This window comes from Bradyrhizobium sp. S3.12.5 (assembly GCF_040548225.1).
Lineage (GTDB): Bacteria > Pseudomonadota > Alphaproteobacteria > Rhizobiales > Xanthobacteraceae > Bradyrhizobium > Bradyrhizobium cytisi.
The window spans coordinates 44,869-69,748 of record NZ_JBEPRF010000036.1; the positions used below are offsets into that span (position 1 = coordinate 44,869).

20 protein-coding genes are annotated in these 24,880 nt (G+C 63.3%); 14 read left to right on the forward strand and 6 right to left on the reverse strand.

From position 1 onward, the window contains the following. The first annotated feature begins 1 nt into the window (after position 1). From urtA to ABIC09_RS35240, 9 genes are all read left to right on the forward strand, one after another. Positions 2 to 1,261 (forward strand): urea ABC transporter substrate-binding protein, encoded by a 1,260-nt coding sequence (gene urtA / locus ABIC09_RS35200; protein WP_148754350.1) that lies wholly within the window; start codon positions 2 to 4, stop codon positions 1,259 to 1,261. A 131-nt stretch (positions 1,262 to 1,392) separates the two neighbouring features. Next, complete coding sequence (gene urtB / locus ABIC09_RS35205) at positions 1,393 to 2,319, forward strand: urea ABC transporter permease subunit UrtB (protein ID WP_148754351.1); 927 nt, start codon at positions 1,393 to 1,395, stop codon at positions 2,317 to 2,319. A gap of 18 nt (positions 2,320 to 2,337) precedes the next feature. After that, positions 2,338 to 3,480, forward strand: a complete 1,143-nt coding sequence (urtC, locus tag ABIC09_RS35210; protein WP_148754352.1) for an urea ABC transporter permease subunit UrtC — start codon at positions 2,338 to 2,340, stop codon at positions 3,478 to 3,480. A gap of 64 nt (positions 3,481 to 3,544) precedes the next feature. Beyond that, a complete protein-coding gene (urtD, locus tag ABIC09_RS35215; protein ID WP_148754353.1) occupies positions 3,545 to 4,300 on the forward strand; it encodes an urea ABC transporter ATP-binding protein UrtD in 756 nt (251 codons plus the stop codon). A 12-nt stretch (positions 4,301 to 4,312) separates the two neighbouring features. Continuing rightward, positions 4,313 to 5,002 (forward strand): urea ABC transporter ATP-binding subunit UrtE, encoded by a 690-nt coding sequence (gene urtE / locus ABIC09_RS35220; protein WP_148754354.1) that lies wholly within the window; start codon positions 4,313 to 4,315, stop codon positions 5,000 to 5,002. A gap of 27 nt (positions 5,003 to 5,029) precedes the next feature. Further along, positions 5,030 to 6,259: a formamidase gene (gene fmdA / locus ABIC09_RS35225; RefSeq protein ID WP_148754355.1), complete on the forward strand. Its 1,230-nt coding sequence runs from the start codon at positions 5,030 to 5,032 to the stop codon at positions 6,257 to 6,259. A gap of 188 nt (positions 6,260 to 6,447) precedes the next feature. Continuing rightward, positions 6,448 to 6,825, forward strand: a complete 378-nt coding sequence (locus tag ABIC09_RS35230) for an FmdB family zinc ribbon protein (protein ID WP_148754356.1) — start codon at positions 6,448 to 6,450, stop codon at positions 6,823 to 6,825. Between the two features lie 44 nt (positions 6,826 to 6,869). Next, a complete protein-coding gene (locus tag ABIC09_RS35235) occupies positions 6,870 to 7,910 on the forward strand; it encodes an aliphatic amidase (protein WP_148754357.1) in 1,041 nt (346 codons plus the stop codon). 266 nt (positions 7,911 to 8,176) lie between these two features. Further along, a complete protein-coding gene (locus ABIC09_RS35240) occupies positions 8,177 to 11,254 on the forward strand; it encodes an autotransporter outer membrane beta-barrel domain-containing protein (RefSeq protein WP_354112121.1) in 3,078 nt (1,025 codons plus the stop codon). A 3-nt stretch (positions 11,255 to 11,257) separates the two neighbouring features. On the opposite strand, the gene ABIC09_RS35245 is transcribed toward ABIC09_RS35240, so the two are convergent. The 4 genes from ABIC09_RS35245 to ABIC09_RS35260 form a co-directional block, all read right to left on the reverse strand. Beyond that, positions 11,258 to 12,088: an MlaD family protein gene (locus ABIC09_RS35245; RefSeq protein WP_354031432.1), complete on the reverse strand. Its 831-nt coding sequence runs from the start codon at positions 12,086 to 12,088 to the stop codon at positions 11,258 to 11,260. A gap of 142 nt (positions 12,089 to 12,230) precedes the next feature. Further along, positions 12,231 to 14,477 (reverse strand): acetate--CoA ligase family protein, encoded by a 2,247-nt coding sequence (locus tag ABIC09_RS35250; RefSeq protein ID WP_354112122.1) that lies wholly within the window; start codon positions 14,475 to 14,477, stop codon positions 12,231 to 12,233. A 195-nt stretch (positions 14,478 to 14,672) separates the two neighbouring features. Further along, a complete protein-coding gene (locus tag ABIC09_RS35255) occupies positions 14,673 to 15,242 on the reverse strand; it encodes a class GN sortase (RefSeq protein WP_354112123.1) in 570 nt (189 codons plus the stop codon). A gap of 96 nt (positions 15,243 to 15,338) precedes the next feature. Then, positions 15,339 to 17,612, reverse strand: a complete 2,274-nt coding sequence (locus tag ABIC09_RS35260; RefSeq protein ID WP_354112124.1) for a marine proteobacterial sortase target protein — start codon at positions 17,610 to 17,612, stop codon at positions 15,339 to 15,341. A 189-nt stretch (positions 17,613 to 17,801) separates the two neighbouring features. Here ABIC09_RS35260 and ABIC09_RS35265 point away from each other — a divergent pair, with 189 nt between their 5' ends. Further along, a complete protein-coding gene (locus ABIC09_RS35265) occupies positions 17,802 to 18,575 on the forward strand; it encodes a helix-turn-helix domain-containing protein (RefSeq protein ID WP_354031436.1) in 774 nt (257 codons plus the stop codon). 9 nt (positions 18,576 to 18,584) lie between these two features. On the opposite strand, the gene ABIC09_RS35270 is transcribed toward ABIC09_RS35265, so the two are convergent. Both ABIC09_RS35270 and ABIC09_RS35275 read right to left on the reverse strand, forming a co-directional pair. Then, entirely contained in the window at positions 18,585 to 19,805 is a 1,221-nt protein-coding gene (locus tag ABIC09_RS35270) for an ABC transporter substrate-binding protein (RefSeq protein WP_354031437.1), read from the reverse strand. 76 nt (positions 19,806 to 19,881) lie between these two features. Then, positions 19,882 to 21,432, reverse strand: coding sequence for an acyl-CoA synthetase (locus tag ABIC09_RS35275; protein ID WP_354112125.1), 1,551 nt, complete (start codon positions 21,430 to 21,432; stop codon positions 19,882 to 19,884). A gap of 268 nt (positions 21,433 to 21,700) precedes the next feature. Between ABIC09_RS35275 and ABIC09_RS35280 the strand changes: the two genes are divergently transcribed. The 4 genes from ABIC09_RS35280 (at position 21,701) to ABIC09_RS35295 (ending at position 24,757) form a co-directional block, all read left to right on the forward strand. After that, a complete protein-coding gene (locus ABIC09_RS35280; RefSeq protein ID WP_354112126.1) occupies positions 21,701 to 22,837 on the forward strand; it encodes an acyl-CoA dehydrogenase family protein in 1,137 nt (378 codons plus the stop codon). Positions 22,838 to 22,906: 69 nt separating this feature from the next. Beyond that, positions 22,907 to 23,071, forward strand: a complete 165-nt coding sequence (locus ABIC09_RS35285; RefSeq protein ID WP_354031440.1) for a hypothetical protein — start codon at positions 22,907 to 22,909, stop codon at positions 23,069 to 23,071. A gap of 52 nt (positions 23,072 to 23,123) precedes the next feature. Further along, positions 23,124 to 23,780: a glutathione S-transferase family protein gene (locus ABIC09_RS35290; protein WP_354112127.1), complete on the forward strand. Its 657-nt coding sequence runs from the start codon at positions 23,124 to 23,126 to the stop codon at positions 23,778 to 23,780. A 176-nt stretch (positions 23,781 to 23,956) separates the two neighbouring features. Further along, entirely contained in the window at positions 23,957 to 24,757 is an 801-nt protein-coding gene (locus ABIC09_RS35295; RefSeq protein WP_354031442.1) for a helix-turn-helix domain-containing protein, read from the forward strand. Positions 24,758 to 24,880: the final 123 nt, after the last annotated feature.

The window sequence follows — 24,880 nt, forward strand, 5'->3', positions numbered from 1 at the left end:
CATGTCAGACGAAGAAACCAAGGGCCTTTTATCGCCGCTCCGGCGCAAACTATTGATGGGAATCGCTGCCGTCCCGGCCATCACGATGCTGCCGCGGGCGTCCTTTGCGCAGACCCCGGCGACCTCGGCGATCAACACCACCGGCCTCGCGGTGACCGATACCGAGGTGACGGTGGGTATCCTACACTCCGCTACCGGCACCATGGCCATCTCCGAAACCGGCTCGATCGAAGCCGAAAAGCTCGCCATCGAGCAGATCAACGCCGCCGGCGGCGTGCTCGGCCGCAAGATCAAGTTCATCCAGGAAGACGGCGCCAGCGACTGGCCGACCTTCGCGGAAAAGGCCAAGAAGCTGCTCGTCAACGACAAGGTCGCGGCGATCATGGGCTGCTGGACCTCGGCTTCGCGCAAGGCTGTGCTGCCGGTCGTCGAGCAGTATAACGGCATGCTCTACTACCCGACCTTCTACGAAGGCCTCGAGCAGTCCAAGAACGTGATCTATACCGGCCAGGAAGCGACCCAGCAGATTCTCGCCGGCCTGAACTGGATCGCCAAGGAGAAGGGCGCGAAGTCGTTCTTCTTCGTCGGCTCCGACTACATCTGGCCGCGCACCTCGAACAAGATCGCGCGCAAGCACGTCGAGAACGTGCTGAAGGGCAAGGTTGTCGGCGAGGAGTACTATCCGCTCGGCAACACCCAGTTCAACTCGGTCATCAACAAGATCAAGCTGACCAAGCCCGACGTGATCTTCACCGACGTGGTCGGCGGCTCCAACGTCGCCTTCTACAAGCAGCTCAAGGCCGCCGGCATCGACCTCTCCAAGCAGGCGCTGCTGACGATCTCGGTGACCGAGGACGAAATCGACGGCATCGGCGGCGAGAACATCGCGGGCGCCTATGCCTGCATGAAGTACTTCCAGTCGCTCGACAATCCGAACAACAAGGCCTTCGTGCCCGCGTTCAAGAAGATGTGGGGCGAGAAGACCGTGATCGGAGACGTCACCCAGGCTGCCTATCTCGGCCCGTGGCTGTGGAAGTTGACGGTCGAGAAGGCCGGCTCCTTCGACGTCGACAAGATCGCGGCGGCTTCGCCCGGCGTCGAGTTCAAGGGTGCGCCGGAAGGCTACGTGCGCATCCACGAGAACCATCATCTCTGGTCGAAGACCCGGGTGGGCCGCGCCAAGCTCGATGGCCAGTTCGAACTGATCTACGAGACCGCCGATCTCGTCGAGCCGGATCCGTTCCCCAAGGGCTACCAGTAAGAGACGCGGCGACCGCCGCGGTTTCCCCAAGCTCGAGCCGCTCCCTGGCATGGATTGCAAGTCTATGCCCAAGACCCCCGCGTCGCGAATCTGCTCGCGACGCGGGACCTCATCCCTGACGGAGGACATCGATGTTCGGCGACTACTCGCTTGGTGACCTTGGCTCCATTTTCGTCATGCAGGGCTTTGCAGGACTGATCCTGTTCTCTGTCTATGTGCTGATGGCGCTCGGTCTTGCGATCATCTTCGGCCAGATGGGCGTCATCAACATGGCCCACGGCGAGTTCATGATCCTCGGGGCCTACGTCACCTGGATGACATCGAATTTCTTCCAGGCCTATTTGCCGAGCCTGTTCAGCGGCTACTTCTTCCTCGCGATGATCCTCGCCTTTGTTGCATCCGGCGCGTTGGGAATGCTGGTGGAATGGGTGCTGATACGGCATCTCTACAAGCGCCCGCTCGATACGCTGCTTGCGACCTGGGGCCTCAGCCTGATGTTGCAGCAGGCCTATCGCTCCGTATTCGGTGCGCGTGAGGTCGGCGTCGAGTTGCCGCAATGGATGCTCGGATCGCTGCACGTCACCGACAGCATCGAAGTGCCGATCAACGGCGTCTTCGTGATGTGCCTGACCCTGCTGATCACGATCAGCGTCGCCTATGTAATGTACAAATCGCGCTGGGGGCGCCAGGTCCGCGCGGTGGTGCAGAACCGCATCATGGCCGGCGCCGTCGGCATCAACACCGAGAAAGTGGACCGCTATACCTACGGCCTCGGCTGCGGCATCGCCGGCGTCGCCGGCAGCGCCTTCACCATGATCGGCTCGACCGGGCCGACCTCCGGACAGCTCTACATCGTCGACACGTTCCTGGTGGTCGTGTTCGGCGGCGCTGCGAGCCTGCTCGGCACCATCGCCTCGGCCTTCTCGATCTCGCAGACGCAATCCACCCTCGAGTTCTTCATGTCGGGCTCGATGGCCAAGGTGCTGACGCTGCTCGCCGTTGTCGGAATCCTGATGCTGCGTCCGCAGGGGCTGTTCGCCCTCAAGGTCCGCAAGTGAGAAACAGAGGCTGATGCAATGACCGACAATCGGTTCTTCAATCGATCGGAGCTCATCGGAATTCTGGTGCTCGCAGTCTTCCTGGTGGTGGTGCTGCCGCTCACGCTCGACGTCTTCAGGCTCAACCTGGTCGCGAAATACCTGACCTATGCCTTCGTCGCGCTGGGGTTGGTGGTCTGCTGGGGCTATGGCGGCATTCTCAGCCTCGGCCAGGGCGTGTTCTTCGGGCTCGGCGGCTACTGCATGGCGATGTTCCTCAAGCTCGAGGCATCGAGCGTGGAGAACACCAAGATCCAGTCGACCCCCGGCATTCCCGATTTCATGGACTGGAATCAGATCACGGCGCTGCCGCTGTTCTGGAAGCCCTTCAACAGCCTCACCTTCACCATCGCCGCCATCATCCTGGTGCCTGGCATCTTCGCGCTGATCATCGGCACCGCGATGTTCAAGCGCCGCGTCGGCGGCACTTACTTCGCGATCATCACCCAGGCGGTCGCGGCCATCCTCACTATCCTGATCGTGGGCCAGCAAGGCTACACCGGCGGCATCAACGGCATGACCGATCTGCGGACGCTGAAGGGATGGGACATCCGGCCCGATCACGCCAAGGTCGTGCTGTACTTCTTCGAGGTCGGATGCCTGTTCGTCTGCATCATGATCGCGCAGTTCATCCGGCACTCCAAGCTCGGGCGCATCCTGGTCGCGATGCGGGAGAAGGAGGATCGGGTCCGGTTCTCCGGCTACAGCGTCGCGAACTTCAAGATATTCGCCTTCTGCATCGCCGCCGTATTCGCCGCGATCGGCGGCGCGATGTTTGCACTCAATGTCGGCTTCATGTCACCGTCCTTCGTCGGCATCGTGCCATCGATCGAAATGGTGATCTACACAGCGGTCGGTGGCCGGCTGTCGATCCTCGGCGCGGTCTACGGCACGCTACTGGTCAATTTCGCCAAGACCAGCCTGTCGGAAACGTTCCCCGAATTGTGGCTGTTTGGTCTCGGCGGCCTGTTCATCGCCGTGGTTCTCGCATTCCCGAACGGTCTTGCCGGAATCTGGGGCGACTATGTGCAGCCGCGCATCGACCGCCTGATCTCGCCGCGCAAACCCAAGCCTGAAGGCTGGACCGACAGCTCGGTCGCCGACGGCGCCCCGGCCGAGTGAGGAGATCATCATGCTCGTAGGTCATCACGATGCCGATGCCACGCTGGCAGTGAGGAGATAGATCATGCTCGTCGGTCATCAGCCCAAGGAATTCCTGCTCGCCGTCGAAGCCCTGACCGTCTCCTTCGACGGGTTCAAGGCGGTCAACGATCTCTCCTTCTATGTCGACGAGAACGAGATCCGCGTCATCATCGGTCCGAACGGCGCCGGCAAGACCACGGTGCTCGACCTGATCTGCGGCAAGACCAAAGCGACGTCGGGCTCGATCCAGTTCCGCGGCAAGGAGCTGACGCGGATGAAGGAGAACGAGATCGTCAAGACTGGCGTCGGACGCAAATTCCAGAACCCGTCGATCTACGACGATCTCACGGTGTTCGAGAACCTGGAGATCTCCTATCCGCGCGGGCGCTCTGTGTTCGGTGCGCTGACCTTTACCCGAGACGCCGCCGTGCGCGACCGGGTGCATGAAGTTGCCGAGATGATCTTCCTGAAGGATCGGCTGAACATGAGCGCCGATCTGCTCAGCCACGGCCAGAAGCAATGGCTCGAGATCGGCATGCTGCTGATCCAGGATCCGGACCTCCTGATGCTCGACGAGCCCGTCGCCGGGATGAGCGTGTCCGAGCGGGCCAAGACCGCCGAGCTCCTCAACCGCATCATCAAGAACCGGTCGGTGCTGGTGATCGAGCACGACATGAAGTTCGTCGAGGACATCGCGCACAAGGTCACCGTGCTGCACCAAGGCCAGATCCTCTCCGAGGGGACCATGGAGAAGGTGCAGAACGATCCCAAGGTCATCGAAGTCTATCTCGGCCACTAAGGAGGCGTGACGATGCTCGCTATTTCAGATCTCCACGTCGCCTACGGCCAGAGCGAGGTGCTGCACGGGCTCAACGTCAAGGTCGCTCCCAATGAGATCGTCGCGATCATGGGCCGCAACGGCATGGGCAAGACCACGCTGATGAAATCGCTGATGGGTATCCTTCCGGCGAAAAGCGGCTCGGTGACCATGGACGGTGCCGAGCTCGGCGGGTTGCCGAGCTACGAGCGCGTGGCCAAAGGCCTCGCCTATGTGCCGCAGGGCCGCATGATCTTCTCCACCATGACGGTGAAGGAGAACATCGAGACCGGGCTCGTCGTCTCCGGCGGGACCGAGGTGCCTAGCGACATCTATGAGCTGTTTCCGGTTCTGCTGGAGATGAAGGATCGTCGCGGTGGCAATCTCTCCGGCGGGCAACAACAACAATTGGCGATTGCCCGCGCGCTCGCAACCAAGCCGAAGGTGTTGCTGCTGGACGAGCCCACTGAAGGCATTCAGCCGTCAATCATCAAGGAGATGGCGCGAACGCTCAAGCGCATCCGCGATGAAAAGGGCCTGTCGATCGTGGTGTCCGAGCAGGTCCTGAGCTTTGCGCTCGATATCGCCGACCGCGTGCTGGTGATCGAGAACGGCGCCATCGTGCGCGACGACCCGCGCGACAGCGTCGATGCTGCGCAGGTCTCGAAATATCTGTCCGTCTAACCAACCGTGTAAAAGGGGAGCTTCTCGATGCCAGAGACACTGATCAAGGTCGATCTCACCAAGTCGGCTTACGAAAATGACATGGTGCACAACCGCTGGCACCCCGACATTCCAATGGTGTCCTGGGTCAATCCCGGCGACGATTTCATCATCGAGACCTATGACTGGACCGGCGGATTCATCAAGAACAACGATTCCGCCGACGACGTGCGCGATATCGATCTCTCGATCGTGCACTTCCTCTCCGGTCCGATCGGCGTCAAGGGCGCGGAGCCCGGCGACCTCCTCGTGGTGGACTTGCTCGACGTCGGCCCGATGAAGGAGAGCCTGTGGGGCTTCAACGGCTTCTTCTCCAAGCAGAATGGCGGCGGCTTCCTCACCGACCACTTCCCGCTGGCGCAGAAGTCGATCTGGGACATCAAGGGTCTCTACACCTCGTCGCGCCACGTGCCTGGCGTGAATTTCGCAGGCCTGATCCATCCCGGCCTGATCGGCTGTCTGCCCGATCCCAAGATGCTGGAGACCTGGAACAAGCGCGAGGCCGAGCTGATCTCGACCGACCCCACCCGCGTGCCCGGTTTGGCCAATCCGCCGTTCGCGGCGACGGCCCATGGCGGTCGTGCCAAGGGAGACGTCAAGGCCAAGATCGGCGCCGAAGGTGCGCGCACGGTGCCGCCGCGCGAGCACGGCGGCAATTGCGACATCAAGGATCTCTCCCGCGGCTCGAAAATCTACTTCCCGGTCTATGTGCCCGGCGCCGGTCTCTCGATGGGCGACCTGCACTTCAGCCAGGGCGATGGCGAGATCACCTTCTGCGGCGCGATCGAGATGGCCGGATGGCTGCATCTGAAGGTCGAGGTGATCAAGGACGGCATGTCGAAATACGGCATCAAGAACCCGATCTTCAAGCCGTCGCCGATCACGCCGAACTACAAGGACTATCTGATCTTCGAAGGCATCTCGGTCGACGAGCAGGGCAAGCAGCACTATCTCGACGTCACCATCGCCTATCGTCAGGCCTGCCTCAACGCGATCGAATATCTGAAGAAGTTCGGCTACTCCGGCGCCCAGGCCTATTCGATCCTTGGCACCGCACCGGTTCAGGGCCACATCTCCGGCGTGGTCGACGTCCCCAATGCCTGCGCCACGCTATGGCTGCCGACGGAGATATTCGACTTCGACGTGATGCCGTCGGCGGCTGGTCCCATCAAGCACATCACCGGCGATATCCAGATGCCGATCTCGCCGGACAAATGATCACTGCGCCCCCTCTCCCCGTTCTTACGGGGAGAGGGTTGGGGTGAGGGGCTGTCTCCGCACGAACGGTAGCAGTGAGTTTGCGGAGACTGCCCCTCACCCGGAACGCATCTTGCGATGCGTTCCGACCTCTCCCCCGCAAGCGGGGCGAGGTGAAGCGGACATCACCGAGCGCGAAGGGATACAAGATGCCGGTCTATGAATATCTCTGTGACGATTGCGGTCCCTTCAAGGACCTTCGACCGATGGCGGAATGCGACGATCCGCAAAACTGTCCGCATTGCGAGGTGTCGGCGCCGCGGGTGATCCTGACTGCACCGAATTTCTTCTGCATGCCGGCGGAGAAGCGAAAAGCCCACGCCGTCAATGAACGCAGCTCGCACGCGCCGCAGACGCTCGCGCAGTACAAGGCCTCGCACGGCCCCGGTTGCGGTTGCTGCTCCTCGGGCAAGACCGTGAAGGACAAGAACGGGTCTGACAAGAAGAAACCGGCGCGGCTGGTGACCAAGACTAAAAGCGGCGCCAAGGGCTTTCCGACCGCGCGGCCCTGGATGATCAGCCACTAACGCACGCGATGACCTCAAACGAATAAAAGACAGGAGCGCTCAACATGCTTCACGGCGATATTTCCAGCAGCAACGACACCGTCGGCGTCGCAGTCGTCAACTACAAGATGCCCCGCCTGCACACCAAGGCGGAGGTGCTCGACAACGCCCGCAAGATTGCCGACATGCTGGTGGGCATGAAGGCCGGCCTGCCCGGCATGGACCTTGTCATCTTCCCGGAATATTCCACGCAAGGCATCATGTACGACTCCAAGGAGATGTACGAGACCGCCTCGGCCGTGCCCGGTGAGGAGACCGCGATTTTCGCCGAGGCTTGCCGCAAGGCAAAAGTGTGGGGCGTGTTCTCGCTGACCGGCGAGCGCCATGAGGAGCATCCGCACAAGGCGCCCTACAACACGCTGATCCTGATGAACGACCAGGGCGAGATCGTGCAGAAGTATCGCAAGATCATGCCCTGGGTGCCGATCGAGGGCTGGTATCCCGGCAATTGCACCTATGTCTCCGATGGCCCGAAGGGCATGAAGGTTAGCCTGATTATCTGCGATGACGGCAATTTTCCTGAGATCTGGCGCGACTGCGCCATGAAGGGCGCCGAGTTGATCGTGCGCTGCCAGGGCTACATGTATCCGGCCAAGGAGCAGCAGATCCTGATCTCCAAGGCGATGGCGTGGGCCAACAATGTCTATGTCGCGGTTGCCAACGCCGCCGGCTTCGACGGCGTCTATTCCTATTTCGGCCACTCCGCGATCATCGGCTTCGACGGTCGCACGCTCGGCGAGTGCGGTGAGGAGGACTACGGCATCCAGTATGCGCAGCTCTCGAAGCATCTGATCCGTGATGCCCGCCGCAACGGCCAGTCGCAGAACCATCTCTACAAGCTGGTCCACCGCGGCTACACCGGCATGATCAATTCGGGCGAGAGCCCGCGCGGCGTCGCGGCCTGTCCCTATGATTTCTACAAGAACTGGATCGCGGATCCGGAAGGCACGCGGGACATGGTCGAGGCGATGACGCGCTCGACGCCGGGCACGGCCGAATGCCCGATCGACGGCATCCCGAACGAGGCCGCGCCGAGCAATTACTAGGTCACGACGGCCGATATCCGGGTCGGTGGGCAACCGTATCTTGCGCGGAATGGTAAGTTTGCCGGCAAAACCGTGGCGCGGTTGCAACATAGCTGTCGGATTCTGCCCTGGTTGTACGCCAAACGGACGCATTCCGACCCGACCGTAGTTCTACGGAACGTTCTCATGCCCTAAGTTCACTGGCGGAACAGCTGGGGCTGGGGGAGTGTGACGTGAGGGGCGTGGGGCTATGGAGGCCGCAGGGTGAACTGCGCCGGTATGGCGCCGTGTCATGCGCTGGCGCATCGGCCATCCTGACGCTCGTGTTCGGTCTCGGCATTTCGACCACGCCGGCCACTGCGCAATGCGTGCCTGATCCGGTCTCGAGCGGCCAGACCGTCACCTGTAGCGGCACTGATACCGACGGCTTTCAGGCCGGCGCTGGCGTTAACAGCCTCACCGTGAACGTGCTGTCGGGCGCGACCGTGAATGACAACGGCTCAGTCTCGATCGGCCTCAACGACTCCAACACCGTCACCAACAGCGGGGCGCTCTCGGCAGGTTCGGGCCTGACCGGCGTCAGCGCGGGAAATTCGAATACCGTGACCAACAACGGCATCATCACGGTGCTTGACAACGGCCTCGGCATCTCCGCGCTCGATCACAACGTCATTGCCAATGCCGGAACGATAACGACCGGCGACAGCGGTGCCGCGATCTCGGTAGGTGACAACAACACCGTCACCAACAGCGGTGCGCTGTCCGTCGGGGCGTCGGGCGTAGGCATCTTCGCGGGACAGGCCAACACAATCACCAATGCCGCGACAGGCACGATCACCGGCACCAACGATTCGATCGGGATCTTCGCGTTTGGCGGTGCGACCGTGACGAACGCCGGCGCGATCACCGCCGGCGATTCCACCGGATTCTCCGGCGGCATTCTCGCGATCAACAACAACAACACGGTCGTCAACACGGCCTCCGGCACGATCTCGGTCGGGCAGAATGCCGCCGGCATCTTCATGCAGGGAAACTTTCAAACCGTCAGCAATTTTGGCGCTATCACGGCAGCCGACTTCGGCGTCGGTATTGCCCTATTTGGCGATGACGCCAAGGTCACCAATAGCGGTTTGATCACGACGGGCGACAGCGGGTCGGCAGGCATTTCGGTGCAGGGTGATCGGGCCGTCATCAGTCAGAGCGGGACGATCAGTGTTGGCCTAGGCGGTGCGGGCATCGCCTATTCCGGCCTGTCCTCCGCGATCACCAACAGCGGGCGGATCACGGGGACCGATTTCGCCGAGGGTATCGTGGTGTTCGGTGATTCCAATATTGTCACCAACAATGGCACGATCTCGGTCGGGGCAGCTGGCGTCGGCATCGACGTGACGACACTGAGTACGACCAACCAGGTCGTCAATACCGGCACCATCACAGTCGGGGCCAGCGGTGTCGGCATCAGCGTGAGTGGTGGGGCGAGCGTCTTCAACTCGGGAACCATCAACGCCGCGACCGGTTTTGCTGCTATCGAGTTCTGTAGCTGTGGCCCGAACACGCTTACGCTCGGGCCCGGCAGCATCATCAACGGATTCGTGCTTGGCGCCGGCACCGACACCTTCCAGCTCGGCGGCACCGGCAAGGATACGTTCGATCTCAGCCTGATCGGCACCGGCCTCCAGTACGACGGCTTCTCGACCTTCAACAAGGTCGACAGCTCGACCTGGACGGTGACGGGCACCGGCAATCAGGACTGGAACGTGCTCGGCGGCACGCTGATGCTCGCCGGCACCATCAACGGCAATGTGAGCGTCGCGGCGGGCGGCACGTTTGGCGGGGTCGGCACGGTCGGAAGCTCCATCTCCATCAATGGCGGCGCGCTGGCGCCGGGCAGCCCAACCGGCACGCTCACCGTGTCAGGTGGTCTCTCGTTCACACCGACGTCGAGCTACGTGGTGCAGGTGTCTGGCACGAGCAATGGCATCGCGGTCGTGGTGGGAACGGCAACGCTCGGCGGCGCCACGGTCGTGGTCGTCCCGACCGGATCGATCGCGAAGCATTACACAATCCTGACCGCGGGCACGTTGCCCGACAGGTTCAACCCGGTCGTGGCGGGGCTCTCGCCGAATCTCCAGGCTAGCCTGGGCTACGACCCGAACAATGTGTTCCTCGATCTCGCGCTGAATTATGGCGGCGGTCTCAATATCAATCAGCAGAACGTCGCCAATGCTTTGACACGCTACTTCAACACCACAGGTGGCCTTCCCCTGACGCTGGCGAACCTCTCGCCATCCGGCCTGACTCAGGCCTCGGGCGAATCCGCAACCGGATCGCAGCAGACGACGTTCAATGCGATGAACCTGTTCATGAGCCTGTTGACCGACGTGTTCGGCTCGGGGCGCGGCGGCACGCCCGGCGCGACGCCTTATGCCGATGAGACCAGCGCGACTGCCTACGCCGCATCAGGCAAGCGCCCGAGCGACGCCTTTGCCTCGATCCAGCGCAAGGTGCCATCGCCGACATTCGAGCAGCGCTGGGATGCTTGGGCGGCCGGCTTCGGCGGCTCGCAGACCACCGACGGTCGCGCGGCACTCGGCTCCAACAACACAACCAGCAGCGTCTACGGAACCGCGGTCGGTCTCGACTATCGCTTCTCGCCTGCGACAGTCGCGGGCTTCGCGCTCGCCGGCGGCGGCACCGGTTTCGGCGTCAACGGACTGGGCTGGGGCCATTCGGATCTGTTCCAGGCCGGCGCGTTCGTTCGCCACAATGCCGGGCCTGCCTATGTCACGGCCGCACTGGCCTATGGCTGGCAGGATGTCACCACCAACCGCATCGTCACGGCCGCCGGCACCGATCAGCTGCGTGCGCAGTTCAATGCCAACGCCGTTTCAGGCCGTATCGAGGGCGGCTATCGCCAGGCGATGCCGTGGATCGGGCTGACGCCCTATGCCGCGCTCCAGGCCACGATGTTCAGCCTGCCGAGCTATTCGGAATTCGCCGTGGTCGGCAACAACGCCTTTGCGCTCAACTATGCCGCCAAGGACGTGACCAGCACCCGCACCGAGCTCGGCCTGCGCGCCGACAGATCGTTTGCCACCGCCGGCGGTGTGCTGACGTTGCGCGGCCGCGCCGCATGGGCGCATGATTTCAGTCCGGATCGCACGGTCGGCGCGGTGTTCCAGACGCTGCCTGGATCGGCCTTCGTCGTGAACGGTGCCGCGCTGGCGCGCGATTCCGCACTGACCACGGCGTCGGTGCAGATGAACTGGATGAACGGCTGGTCCGCGTCGGCAACCTTCGAGGGCGAGTTCTCGAATGTCACGCGCTCCTACGCCGGCAAGGGCGTCGTGCGTTACACCTGGTAGGCTCTACCGCTTCTGCTGCGTTGGCTTGCGCGGCGGACGCGGGGCGGCGGCAGGCGCGGGCGTCCCGCTCATCTTGTTGGCGGCTTCACTGACATCGAGCAGCGAGCGGCGCGTGTCCTCAAGGAAGCTTACCGATTTCTTCCTCATGGTGTCGGCGAGCTCGTGCAGCCCCGTCACCTTTTCGAACAGCTCGTCGGCCTTGCCGTCGACGAAGCCGGGGACCACGCCCTCAATCTTCGTGACGGCCTTGTCGAAGCCCGCAAATGCATTGTCGACCTTGAGCATCACCGCGTCGATCTGGTCGCCCTTGCCTCTAAGGTCGGCGGTATAGTCTTCGAACGTACGCAGGCCGTCCTTGATCGCCGGCGCGTTGATGACGATCGTGCGATCGACGCTGTGCAGCGTGTCGACGATGGATTCAGCGTCGCTGAGATCGGCGGTCAGCACGGGAATGCCGTCCAGATCCAGCGGCACCGGCGGCGCGGACGGCGCGCCGCCGATCAGCGAGACCGCAGCGACGCCGGTCAGGCCCTGGAACTCGATGCCGGCGACCGTGTCCTTGCGGATCGGCGCGGTGTTGTCGAGCGACACCAGCGCCACGACCTTGCGCGGACTGTCCAGTTTGATCGACAGGATCTGGCCGGCCGGCACGCCGTCGAAATTGACCGGGCCGCCGCGGCGCAGGCCGCTCGCGGAACCGCCTTCGAACACGACGCGCAACTGGCTGCGGCTTTGGATCGTGCGCCATTTCTGCACGCCGAGCAGGCCGCCGAACGCCAGGGCGATCACCGCCAGCGTCGCCGTTCCGATCACCAGATTGCTCGCGCGTGCCATGCGGCTGAGTCTACGGCCAAAGCAGGGAAGTTGGAAGAAGCCCGCAATGTTAAGTAGGGTGGATTATCGAGGCGTAACCCGCCATTTTTTCCTATTGTCCCGATCGGCGGATTACGCTGCGCTAATCCGCCCTACGCGACAATTAGTGTCCGGCAGCGCGTTCGGCGGTCGCATTGTTCAGCACGATCAAGGCGTCGACCGCCACGCCCGTCTTGCTGTTGATCAGGAATGGATTGACGTCGATCGAGGCGATGCGATCGCCGGCATCCGCGATCAGGTTGGACAGGCCGACCAGCGCCTTCACGGCGGAGGCCTCGTGCAGCGCCGGCTTGCCGCGATAGCCGCGCATCTTGATGCCGGCCTTGGTGCGGCCGATCAGGAGCCGCGCCTCGGCCTCGTCCAGCGGCGCGCCGGCAAGGGCCACGTCCTTCATCAGCTCGATATCGATGCCGCCGGTGCCGAACAGCACGACCGGTCCCATCTCGGCATCGAGCGAGGCGCCGACCACGAGCTCGAGATCGGCCTTGACCTGCTGCGCGATCAGGATGCCGTCGAGCTTTGGCTTGCCCTTCAGCTTCTTCTTCACCCGCGCGGTGATGTCGGAAAAAGCTTTCTTCACTTCAGTCGTGCTGTTGAGGTTCAGCACGACGCCGCCGATGTCGGATTTGTGCAGTATCTCGGCGCTCACGACTTTGGCCACGACCGGAAAGCCGATCTGCTTGGCGATCTTCACCGCTTCCGCCGCCGTCTGTGCGATTCCCTCCTTCGAGACCGGGATGCCATAGGCCTTCAGCAGCCTCTTCGAGGCGACCTCGTCGAGCGCGGCGCCGCTCGCCGCTGCCAGCGCTTTCTCCAGCATGGCGCGCGCGGCGGGATTCGAGCTCGAGATGATGTCGGGAACTTCCTTGCGCAGTCTCGCATAGGCGAGCAGCGATTTGATCGCAGTCACCGCGCGGTCCATGCCCTGCATCACTGCGAGATGCGGCAGCGATTTGCGCAGGCCCTTGGTGAACTCGGTGAAGCCGATCGACATCGCGCTGATATAGATCACGGGCTTTGCGGCCCGGCTCGCCATCTCGTCGACGATGCGCAAATTGCGCTCGCGCTGCTCGTGCGGCGCTTTTGGAAACTCGGCGTCGATGATGACGATGTCGATATCGGGATCGTCGATCATCAGCTTGATCGACCTCATGTAGACAGAGGGATCGACCACCGCGGCAAAGCCGGCATCGAGCGGATTGCCGACGATCGAGCCGGGGCCGAGCATCTTCGCCAGCTCGCTGCTGACATGTGGACTGAGCGGCGCGAAATTCAGGCCTTCTGCATAGAAGGCATCGATTAGCATGCCGCGCTTGCCGCCGGACAATGTGACTGCGGCGAGCCGGTCGCCCTTCGGCACGGCGGCATGGACGAAGCATTCGGTGGTCTCGATCAATTCGTCGAGCCCACGCACGCGGATCACGCCTTCGCGGGTTGCGATCGCGTCGAATGTCTCGATCGAGCCCGCCAGCGCACCGGTGTGCGCCATCGCGGCGGCGCGGCCGCCTTCCGATGATCCGAGCTTGAGCGCGATCACCGGTTTGCTCGCGGCGCGCGCGGCCTTGCAGGCGTCGCGAAACGCCTTGGTGTTACGCACGCCTTCGAGATAGACCACGATCACCTTGACGCTCGGATCCTCGGCGAAATAGCGCATCAGGTCGGGTGTCTCGAGCCCGGTCTCGTTGCCTGTTGTCACCATGTAGCCGACACCGACGCCGCGATCCTCCAGGGCCTGCCGGATGGCCATGACAATGGCGCCGGATTGGCCGGCGATCGCCACCGCGCCCTGCTCCATGGTGACGATGCGGTCGTCGATGTTGGTGAAGAGCTTCTCGCCGGCGCTCAAATTGCCGAGGCAGTTCGGGCCGGTGACGGCTAGTCCCGTCTCGTGCACAGCCTGTTGCAGCTCCGAGGCGAGCTTCCGGCTCTCCTCATCCTGCAACTCGCTGAAGCCCGAAGTGACGATGGTGGCGGACCGCGCGCCGGCAGCAGCAGCGTCGCGGATCACCTGCACGGCAAAGCGTGCGGGCACCAGCACCAGAACGTGATCAGGCTTCTCGGGGAGGCTCGTAAAATCCTTGTAGCAGGGCACGCCCCAGATGGTTTCGCGCCTGGCGTTGACAGGATAGAGCCCGCCCTGGAAGCCATATCTGGCCAGATTGTTCCAGATGCGCTCGGCGTAATTGCCCGGCTTGTCGGTCGCGCCCACCAGCACGATGTTGCGCGGATGCAGCATGGCGTGGATGCCCTTGACGATGTCACTGGCATCGGGCGGCGGCGACCATGAGCGGGCAGGAACCGATGCAGCAGAGACCTGCGCTTTAAAGACCTGCGCTTTAGAGGCTTCCATGGTTTGACCTCACCTTTTGTTCTTCTTGGTGGCGCGTAACGTTGTTCTATGGCGAGTTCGGTGGAGTGGCAACCGGTGGAGCTGCATGCCGCACGGCGGAATGCGTGGCGGATCGCAAGCGACGACTTCAATCGCGCGCGCCAAGCCCGGTTTTCGAGAGCTCGATCGATCCCGGACGGGGTCGATTGCGAACGGCTAGTCCCTCTCATCGATCAGGATGGCATGCAGGAGGTAACGTTCGGGGCCGGACGTAACGGCGTCGAACGGCCAGCAGGTCGCAAGGACAAGCTCGAAATCCTGCGTCGCGGGATCGATGCCCGATGCGTCGAAACGGACTACGCTTGAGGAATCCGCGCGATAGCGAAAGCGTTCACCGTCACTGCGCGTGACATCGATCACGTCACCAATGGCAACATCCCGCAGGAAGCGGAAATGGGTATCGCGATGGGCGGCATAGACGGCAACGCCGCGCTCGCCGGCATCAACCGTTTCGTTGATGTGACCGGGGCCGAAGGCGAGCGCCTGCCCGCTCGTTCCGGAGAGCACGATGGCACTGGCGCCGATCCGTTTCACCTCGATCCGCGCCACCGGCCAGGTATCGGCCCAGGACCATGGCTTGACCGGCCGGCCGGTCGCAACGCTCCGGTCGAACGCGCGCTCCAGGAGCACCTGCGCGAGCCACGCCTTGGCGTGGATGTAGGCGCCGTCGCCGAACAGGATCGTTCCGATGACGGCGAGAGCGAGAGGAAAGATGAGGCGGGGCATCGTGTCTACCGTCCGAAGAAAAAGGGCGCGCGCGGCCGTTGGTATCGGGACGGGCAGCCGCGCGCGCCAAGCAAGAGGAGTTGGGGCGCTCCTCTCTCAAGCGGCGTCAGTGAGCAAGTGCTGACGCCGGTTGAACACGAACAGGATCAGGGCGAGAACGATCATGATCAGGCCTGCGATCATCTTCAGCGCGGCCGCAGTCGCGGTCTTGGGCAGGCGGATCGCATCGGGTGCGACAGGAGCCGGACGCCTTGCCGCAGGCTGGCCTGCATCGGCGCGGCGCTCGCGCAACTGTGTCGGCGTCAGCTGCGGCCGTTCGCCAAACATTTTCGCGAAATCCCAGCCGGCCGGCAGGTTGATCGGAAGCTCGCTGAGCTTGAGCGGCTGGCCTTCGGGACGGCTCGGCGTCTTGTCGACCGCGACGAGACTGGTCAGTCGCGTGACGATCTGATGGTCGAGCGCCAGCGCAAGGATCGTCTTGTCCGTGTCCTCCGGCGTCATCTCGCGGAGCGTCCGCGCCACCTCGGCATCGCCGATCTTGCGCCTGGCCCGGAGTTTTGACAGGCCCTTGCCTTCGGCAGCATTTTGCAGCGGCAGCGTCACCGACCACGGCCGGTCGCCGACGCGGCCCTTGATCTCCAGCGAGCCCGCAAGCTTGTCGAGCTTTGCCGCGAGCACCAGCGGCTCGTCGCGATAGATATCGGGAATGATCGCGGGCGTGACGTCGGCTTTGGCTTCCGAGAATTTTGCGGTGAGGCCGGTCACGGCAGGATTCTCCAACTTTGCGAACAGGCCGCGCATGCGCTCCTCGACCTGCTCGACCGAGCCGATATGGGTGAAGGCGCCGCGGCCGAGCTCGGAAGCCCGCGTCATCAGATAGGTGTTGGGCGCGGAGCCGATGCCGACCATGAAGATGCGCGAGCGGCCGCGCATCGCGGTGATCGTCTCGAACAATTGCTGCTCGTTACCGATCGCGCCGTCGGTCAGGAACACGATTTGCCGGACCATGTTGGTGTCACCGATCTTGTCGGTCAGTGCCGCACGCATCGCCGGCACCATCTCGGTGCCGCCGCGCGCCTGCAATGTGCTGACGAATGACGTCGCTTCACCGATATGCGCGATATCGGCTGGCACCGACGTCGGAAACAGCGCGTCCATGGTGTCGTCGAAGCGGATCACGTTGAAGCGGTCGTTCGGCTGGAGGCGGCCGAGGGCATAAAGAAGGCTCGCCTTGGCCTGCTCGATCGAGGTGCCGCCCATCGAGCCGGAATTGTCGATCACGAACACCACCTCGCGCGGCAGCGGCTTCTGCGTTGTTTGCTCGGCGGACGGCGGCGTAACGAAGGCGAGCAGATAGTCGGCATCGCCGACATGTTCGCGGAACAGCCCGACCGACGGTGCCTTTTCTGCCACAGGCTTCCAGGTCAGCTCGAAGTCGCGGTCGGCCGGCACGGTGCCGTCGGCAAGCGTCACGACGCGCGTCGTGTTGTCCGGGTTCTCGATCTTGACGTTGTGATGGTGGCTCTTGACTTCGCCAAGCGCAAAGCCAGCCTTGAGGTGCACCGTGATGCTGGTTGGATTGATCGGCGCGCTGTTCGGAGAAGTGTTGGCGGGATCGAGAACCGGCGGCGAGATGCGGTCACGGTCGGGCACAGGGTCTGAACTGGTCGCGCCCCAGCCGGAGCCGTCCTTGCGAAAGTCGACACTCTGCACGATCGGCGCCGGATTGTAGCGCGGCCCGACTACGAGCGGCACGCGCAGCGAATATTCGTTGCCGGATTGATGCACCGGCTCCTGATATTCGATCTGCACCAGCACTATTTCGCCGGGACCGATATTGGCGACCGAGTTGGTGAAGATGTTGGGCCGCTCCTGCTCGGTGAGCGCAGCCTTCTGTCCGTTACGGCGGGCCTGCTCGTAGATCACGCGTGCCTGCTGACGCTCCCTGATGTCGCCGACGATGACGCGGTCGCCGACCACCATCTTGAGCGTGTCGACGGCGCCGTCGGTGGCCAGCGGATAGACATAGGTCGCCTCGACCCAGTCCTTGGTCGGGTTGCGGAAGACCTGCGTGACGCGCGTGCGCAGCGTCGGGCCTGATACCGTGATGTCGACGTCGATCCCGAGGCGGATGGCTTCGGTGTAAGCGCCGTCCTCCTTCAGGAGGAGGCTGCCGGACTTGGCATCGCCGGGCTGGAGCAGGCTTGCCTGCTCGGTCGTCGCCGACCAGCCAGGTGCGAAGCTCACCAGCAGGGCCACGAAGCTGACCAGGAGCACGGCAATGCCCTGCGCCAGGAGGAACAGTCCGACCTTGACCAGCCTGCCGAGCCAGGGGTGCCCGTTGCTGTCGACCGTATCGCAATTGTCCATTTGGCCTGCTCCCGAAAGGTGGTTGACGACGCCGAGCATCGGCCGGGAGGGGGCGATTTCGCGAGCAGAATGATCGGCATTGTTCTGCCGCGGCTGGCCCGGGCAGGCCGCCGCTTTGGCGGCGATGTCCGGTTTTGTGCTGATTTGTCCGCCCTGCTAGAATGATGCCCGTGGGAAGCAGGGCTAACGATGCAGACGCCGGATAAACTCAACGACGGGCAGCTTTCGGACGAGCAGAGCCGCGAGGTCGCGGAGACGATCCGCGAGGAGATCGCGAGGCGCAGGATTTCGCGGCAGGCGCTGGCCGAGCAAGCCAAGCTCAGCCTGTCGACGTTGGAGAAGGCGCTCGGCGGCCGCCGCCCGTTCACGCTGGCAACCACGGTCCGGCTCGAGCAGGCGCTGGGCGTGTCCTTGCGCAAGAGCAGCACGGTTGCGCCGTCGCCCCCGGCCGGCAACGATGTCGCGCCCGACAGTCTCGGCTCCTATTCGCATCGCGCGGTGACCTGGATCGAGGACGTCTACATCACGCTGCGGCCGTCCTTTGGCGACAAGGACGCGATCTTCGCCTATCGCACCGAGATCGTCTGGGAGCCCAGAGTCTCCTCGCTGGTCTTCCGCGAGGGCGAGCGGACCGATGCCGCCTATGAGCACACCGGCGAAGTCGCGGTGCCGCATCAGTCGGGGTTCATCTACCTCGTCATCAACAAGCATGGCCAGCATCGGGTGATCACGGTATCGCGCCCGACGGTGAACGGCGAGATGTATGGCATCATCTCGTCGCTGCGCGCCGGCCCCGGCTCGCAATTGACGCCGATCGCTGCGCCCATCGCCTATGTTCCGCTGAAGAACGTCCGAGAGCCGACGCTGGGGCGGATCGCACCGGATAACCCCAACCATGCATTGTATCGCAGTCACCTGCGTCGCACGGTGGAAGAGCCGTTTGCTCTGTTCCTGCCGGGGTAGTTACGCTCCCTAGCCGCTCGGCTCGGCACTGATGATGGGGCCGAACAGCTCCCACTGGCCGCTCTTGAAACGCCACATCTTGAGCTGCTCGATCGGCGCGAAGTCGGTGGCCGAGGTGTTGATCGTGATCCCCGGGATCAGCGTGTCGGGGGTGAAGTCCTTCAGGCTGGCGGCCTGCCTCATCACGTTCTCGCGGGTGAGATTGTCGCCCGCCTGCTTCAGTACCTGCACCATGGTCTGGGCCGCGGCATAGGCGTAAACCAGATTGGCGTCCGAGATGTTCGCGCCGGGCACGTACTTCTCGATGAAAGCCATGAACTTTTTCATGCCGGCATCATCCTTCCACTGCGGATCCGACGCGTCCTTGAGGTAGCCGGCCGAGAGCACGCCCTCGGAGGCCTCGAGGCCGGCCGGCTTCATCACCGCGCCGATCGACACCGAGACGTCGGTCATCAGATGCATCGGCTTCCAGCCGAGCTCGGCGATCTTCTTGATCGCCTGCGCCGCGAATTTCGGGGTCGAAATGTTCACGAAGACATCGGCGCCGGTGTCCTTGAGCTTGACGATATGAGCGTCGATCGACGGCTCGGACGTCTCGTAACTTTCTTCCGCCACGATCAGCTTCGAAGCCTTGTCGCCGAACACGTCCTTGATGCCGGCAAGGTAGTCCTTGCCGAAATCGTCGTTGGCATAGAAGATCGCGACCTTCGCGTCCGGCTTCTCCTTCAGAATGTATTTTGCGAAGATCCGCGCCTCGACCCGGTAGCTCGGCTGGAAGCCCATCGTCCAGGGGAAGTTGTGCGGATCGTTCCACTTGCTGGCGCCGGTGGCGAGGAAGAGCTGCGGCACCTTCTTGGAGTTGTGATATTTCTGCACGGCGGTCTGGGTCGGCGTGCCGAGCGCGTTGAACACCAGGAAGACCTCGTCGCTCTCGATCAGCTTGCGGATCTGCTCCACCGTCTTCGGCGGCGAGTAGCCGTCGTCATAGGAGATCCAGCTGATCTTGCGGCCGTTGATGCCGCCCTGGTCGTTGATCATCTTGAAATAGGCTTCCTCGGTCTTGCCGATGACGCCGTAGGCGGAAGCAGGTCCCGAATAGGCCTCGACATTGCCGATCTTGATCTCGGTGTCGGTGACTCCGGTGTCGTACGCCTTCTGGGCGGAAGCGTCCTGGATCGTGACCAGCGTCAACGCGGTTGCTGCGGCAAGCAGGGAGAGTTTCTTGTTCATGAAAATTCCTTGCGATTCTTCTGGGTTGGAGCAGGCACGTCGAAAACAAGAAGCGCCCGCGAGAGGGGCGCTTTGATCAGGCATTGGCGACCTTCTTGTCGATCTCGGAGGCGGCCGGGAATTGCTTGCGCAAGGTCGGCTTGTGGATCTTGCCGGTGGCGTTGCGTGGTAGCGCTTCGACGAAGCGAACCTGGCGCGGACATTTGAAGCGCGCGAGATTGGCCGCGCAATGCGCAAAGACATCGGCCTCGGTCAGTCGCTGGCCTTGCTTGACCGCAACGATGGCGAGGCCGACCTCGCCCCATTGCGGATCGGGAATGCCGAGCACGGCCGCTTCGGCGATCGCGGTGAGCTGGTGCAGGACGTTCTCGACCTCGGCCGGATAGACGTTCTCGCCGCCGGATATGTACATGTCCTTCCAGCGGTCGACGATATAATAGAAGCCTTCCTCGTCCACGCGCGTCGCATCGCCCGTGTGCAGCCAGCCGTCGGTGAAGGACGTCTTGTTCGCCTCCGGCCTGTTCCAGTAGCCCGGCGTGATGTTCGGTCCCTTGACCCAGAGCTCACCGAGCTCGCCGACATCGGCATCGCTGCCGTCGGGGCGGACGATGCGGACCTCGGTGTGCAGCACCGGCTTGCCGGCGGAGCCGGCCTTGCGTGCCGCGTCCTCGCGATCGAGCACCAGCACGGCTGGCGACGTCTCGGTCATGCCGTAGCCCTGCTGGAGCGCGACGCCGCGTGCCTCCCACACCTTTAGCAGCGGCACCGGCATCGGGGCGCCGCCGCCGCCGCAGACGATCAATCGGGAAAGATCAGTTGTCGCGAAGGCCGGCTGCTGCGCCATGAACTGGTAGATCGCGGGCACGCCGAAGAACACGTTGATGCCCTGCACGGGATCGTTGATCAGGCCGAGCGCGGCACCGGGATCGAACGCGCGCATGATCATCACGGTGCCGCCGGCATGCAGCACGGGATTGGTGTAGCAGTTGAGCCCGCCGGTGTGGAACAGCGGCAGCACGGTGAGCAGCACCGAAGAGGGTCCGATGCAGGCGGGACCGCCGAGATTGACGCAATTCCAGAACGTCATGCCATGCGTGATGGTCGCGCCCTTCGGGTATCCCGTGGTGCCCGAGGTGTACATGATGGTCGAGACGTCATCGAGCGTGATGTCTTCGGCTCGCTCCAGCGGCTTGGCCGCAGCGATGCCGGCCTCGTAGGCGCCGCCGGGGCCGAGCAGCAGGCTAGTGGTGACGTTGCAGAGTTTTGCGACTGCGAGCGCCGTCTCGGCCAGATCGGCGTCGTGGATCATCACCTTCGGAGCACAATCGCCGGTGATGAACTGAAGCTCGGGAACGGTGAGGCGGGTGTTCAGCGGCACGAACACGGCACCTAACCGTCCACAGGCGAACTGGACCTCCAGCGTATCGGTGGTGTTCAGCGCCAGCACCGCGACGCGGTCGCCGCGCGAAATCTTCAGCGTGTGGCGCAAGAACGAGGCGAGGCGCGAGACGCGGGCGTCGAGCTGCGCATACGTGAAGCGGCGCTCGCTCGCGAGGTCGATCGCCGCAAGCTTGCCAGGCGCGCGGCGCGCATGATGAGCGATCCAGTCGTAGTAACGAACGGCCAACAATCCCTCCCTCGGCGGTGTTGTGCCGCCTGTCCTCTTATTGCTGTGCACCATGCCGGCGTGGCCCTGGGAGGCCAGCCGGAGTTTTTGTGCAGCAGTCTTTTTTGATCTGGAGTTGGCCTGCGAGGGACGAAAACCGTCTTGCGTTGAGTTGCTAGGTCCTGGGCCTGCGACGTGCCACACCCCACTCAGCCACTCGGCGCAAGTGAGCCGCCAATGTTCCGGCCATGGTGGAAACGAGAAGGGAGCCGTCGAAGGCGCGAATGCAATGAAGAGCCCGTTCTATACCGCCGAGCACGACGCTTTCCGCGACGTGATGCGCCGCTTCGTCGACAGGGAGATCGCGCCGTTCGCCCATGAGTGGGACGAAGCCGGCGAATTCCCCCGTGCGCTCTATCGGAAGGCGGCCGGGATCGGCCTGTTGGGGCTCGGATTCCCCGAGGAATATGGCGGGATCGCCGCCGACCAGTTCATGAAGATCGTGGCCAGCCAGGAGCTGGCGCGGGCCGGCGCCGGCGGCGTCAGCGCCAGCCTGATGAGCCACACCATCGGCTCGCCGCCGATCGCGCGTGCGGCGCGCCCCGAAGTCAAGGCGCGCGTGCTGCCTCAGGTGCTCTCCGGCGACAAGATCTCCGCGCTCGCCATCACCGAGCCGGGTGGCGGTTCGGACGTCGCAAACCTCCGCACCAGGGCGCGGCGCGAGGGCAATCACTACGTCGTGAGCGGCGAAAAGACCTTCATCACCTCAGGGATGCGCGCCGATTATTTGACCGTTGCGGTGCGTACCGGCGGCGAGGGTGCCGGCGGCGTCAGCCTGCTCCTGATCGAGGGCGATACGCCCGGCCTGTCGCGCACCAGGCTGAAGAAGATGGGCTGGTGGGCCTCCGACACTGCAACGCTGCATTTCGACGATTGCCGCGTGCCGGCCGCAAACCTGATCGGCGAGGAGGGCCAGGGTTTCAAGATCATCATGCAGAACTTCAACAGCGAACGCATGGGCATGGCCGCGGGCTGCACCGCCTTTGCGCGCGTCTGCCTCGATGAAGCGATCGCCTATGCCAGGGAACGCAAGACCTTTGGCAAGCCGCTTGCCCAGCACCAGGTCATCCGCCACAAGATCGTCGACATGGCGCAGAAGGTCGCAGCATCGCAAGCGATGCTGGAGATGCTGGCCTGGCGGCTGGAGCAGGGCGAGAGCCCTGTCGCTGAAATCTGCATGATGAAGAACCAGGCGACGCAGACCATGGCATTCTGCGCCTCGGAAGCCGTGCAGATTTTTGGCGGCGCCGGCTTCATGCGAGGCATCAAGGCCGAGCGCATCTACCGCGAAGTCAAGGTCAACGCCATCGGCGGCGGCACCGAAGAGATCATGAAGGATCTGGCCAGCCGGCAGATGGGGCTATGAACGTCTCCTCCGTCATGCCCGGGCTTGTCCCGGGCATCCACGTTCTTGCTGCCGATGACGAAGGCGTGGATGGCCGGGACAAGCCCGGCCATGACGAGCACATCAGAAATACCGAGAGTTGAGCCGACAAAAATGCTGTTTACCGCCGACCACGACGACATCCGCCGTTCCTTACAAAAATTCATTTCCAACCGCCTGACCTCGATCGGCGGTGGCGCTAACGAGGTATGCTGATGGTTCTGTGCAAGACAATGGGTCCGCTGCCCGGCACCAAAGGAAACTCCCGATGATCACGCTCTACCACTGCGACGCCGCGCGCTCGTTCCGCCCGCTCTGGATGCTGGAGGAGATGGGGCTGCCGTATGAGCTGAAGATGCTGCCGTTCCCGCCGCGGGTTTTCGCCAAGGAATATCTTGCGCTCAATCCGCTGGGCACGATTCCTTTCATGGTCGACGGCGAGACGAAGATGACGGAGTCCTCCGGCATCTGCCACTATCTCGGCGTCAAGTACGGCCCGACGCCACTGATGGTCGGCCCCGAGGATCCCGCCTATGGCGCGTTCCTGAACTGGATGTATTTCAGCGACGCCACCTTAACCTTCCCGCAAACGCTGGTGCTCCGATACACCCAGCTCGAGCCGGAGGAGCGCCGCAACCCGCAGGTCGCCACCGACTATGCCAAGTGGTTCCTGGGGCGGCTGCGCGCCGTCGAGGCCGCGACCGCGAATACTGAGGCCTTGTGCGCCGGCCGTTTCACCGCGGCTGACATTGTCATTGGTTACGCGCTGCGGTTGGCCGGTAGTGTCGGTCTCGCCAAGGATTTCGGGCCGAATGTCGCAGCCTATTGGGCGCGCCTGCAGCAGCGCGATGGTTTCAAGCGCGCGGTTGCTGCGGAGCAGAAGGCCGGCGCCGAGCAGAATGTTGCGCCAAGGGAGAGGGCGTAAGCCCTCCGCAGGTTGCGGACTGCGATCTCATCGCCATCCGGGAAGACTGATCGTCATCTCGGAACGGCAATCTTTTGCGCTCCATGACAGCGCTACCGCGTCGTGACAGCGCCCAAATTTGCGCTAATGTGACCGCCGTCCGCAGCGGCCAAAGAGCCGTGCGAGGAGGATACGCAATGGAAGACAAGGGTCGCGAATCCGACCATCTGATGCTGATCACGCCGGAGCGGGTCTTCTATGCGGGCTTGCTCGGCAGGCCACGCAAGCGAACCCCGGGCTGCTGCCACGTCTATGTCGCGGTGAAAGGCAGCCTGCATCTGACCATCGACGACGTCCTCGCGACCGCCGAACTGTTCGTCACCCTGCCGAACCAGCGGCATTCCATTGCCAGCGACTACCGCACCGCAATCAGCGTGACGCTCGAGCCGGAAAGCATGCCGGATGGCGTGATCGAGGCTTTGGCCCAGCGACTGATGGGACCGGACCGCGCGGTCTATGCCCGAAAGATCCTCGCTGCCTACGCGCTGCTGCGCCAGCGCCGGTATGGCGACATCAACACCGCTGAATTCGACGAGATGTGCTTTGGCGAGGCGCTGCCGCGGCGCGTGCTCGACCCGCGCGTGACGCGCGCCGTCGCCCGCATCGAGCGTTTTTCGGGCGAGCCCGTCACCGCAGATACCTGCGCGGCCGAAGCTGGTCTTTCAGCCTCGCGCTTCCTGCATCTGTTCAAGGAAGAGACCGGCATCTCGTTCCGCTCCTTCCGGGCCTGGAAGCGTGCGCGGCATTTGCTGCACTTCGCCAACCAGGATCTCAACCTGGCTCATCTCGCACAGGACATCGGTTATCCCGATAGCACTCATTTCAGCCATTCGATCCGCCGCTTCTACGGATTGAAGCCGCGCGCGATCTTCGTCGGCTCGCGCGATCTCGCGATCTATCGCAGCAGCGAGACGGTGCGGCTGGCGGAGGCGAGCTGACAACGCTCTCGTAGGGCGGGCAAAGCGAAGAGACTGGGCAAGAATTGTTCTCGCCCGAATCCGGATCGATGTACGATTCTATTCATGACGAATCGCACTTATAAGACTGGTCCGCGGCGGGAG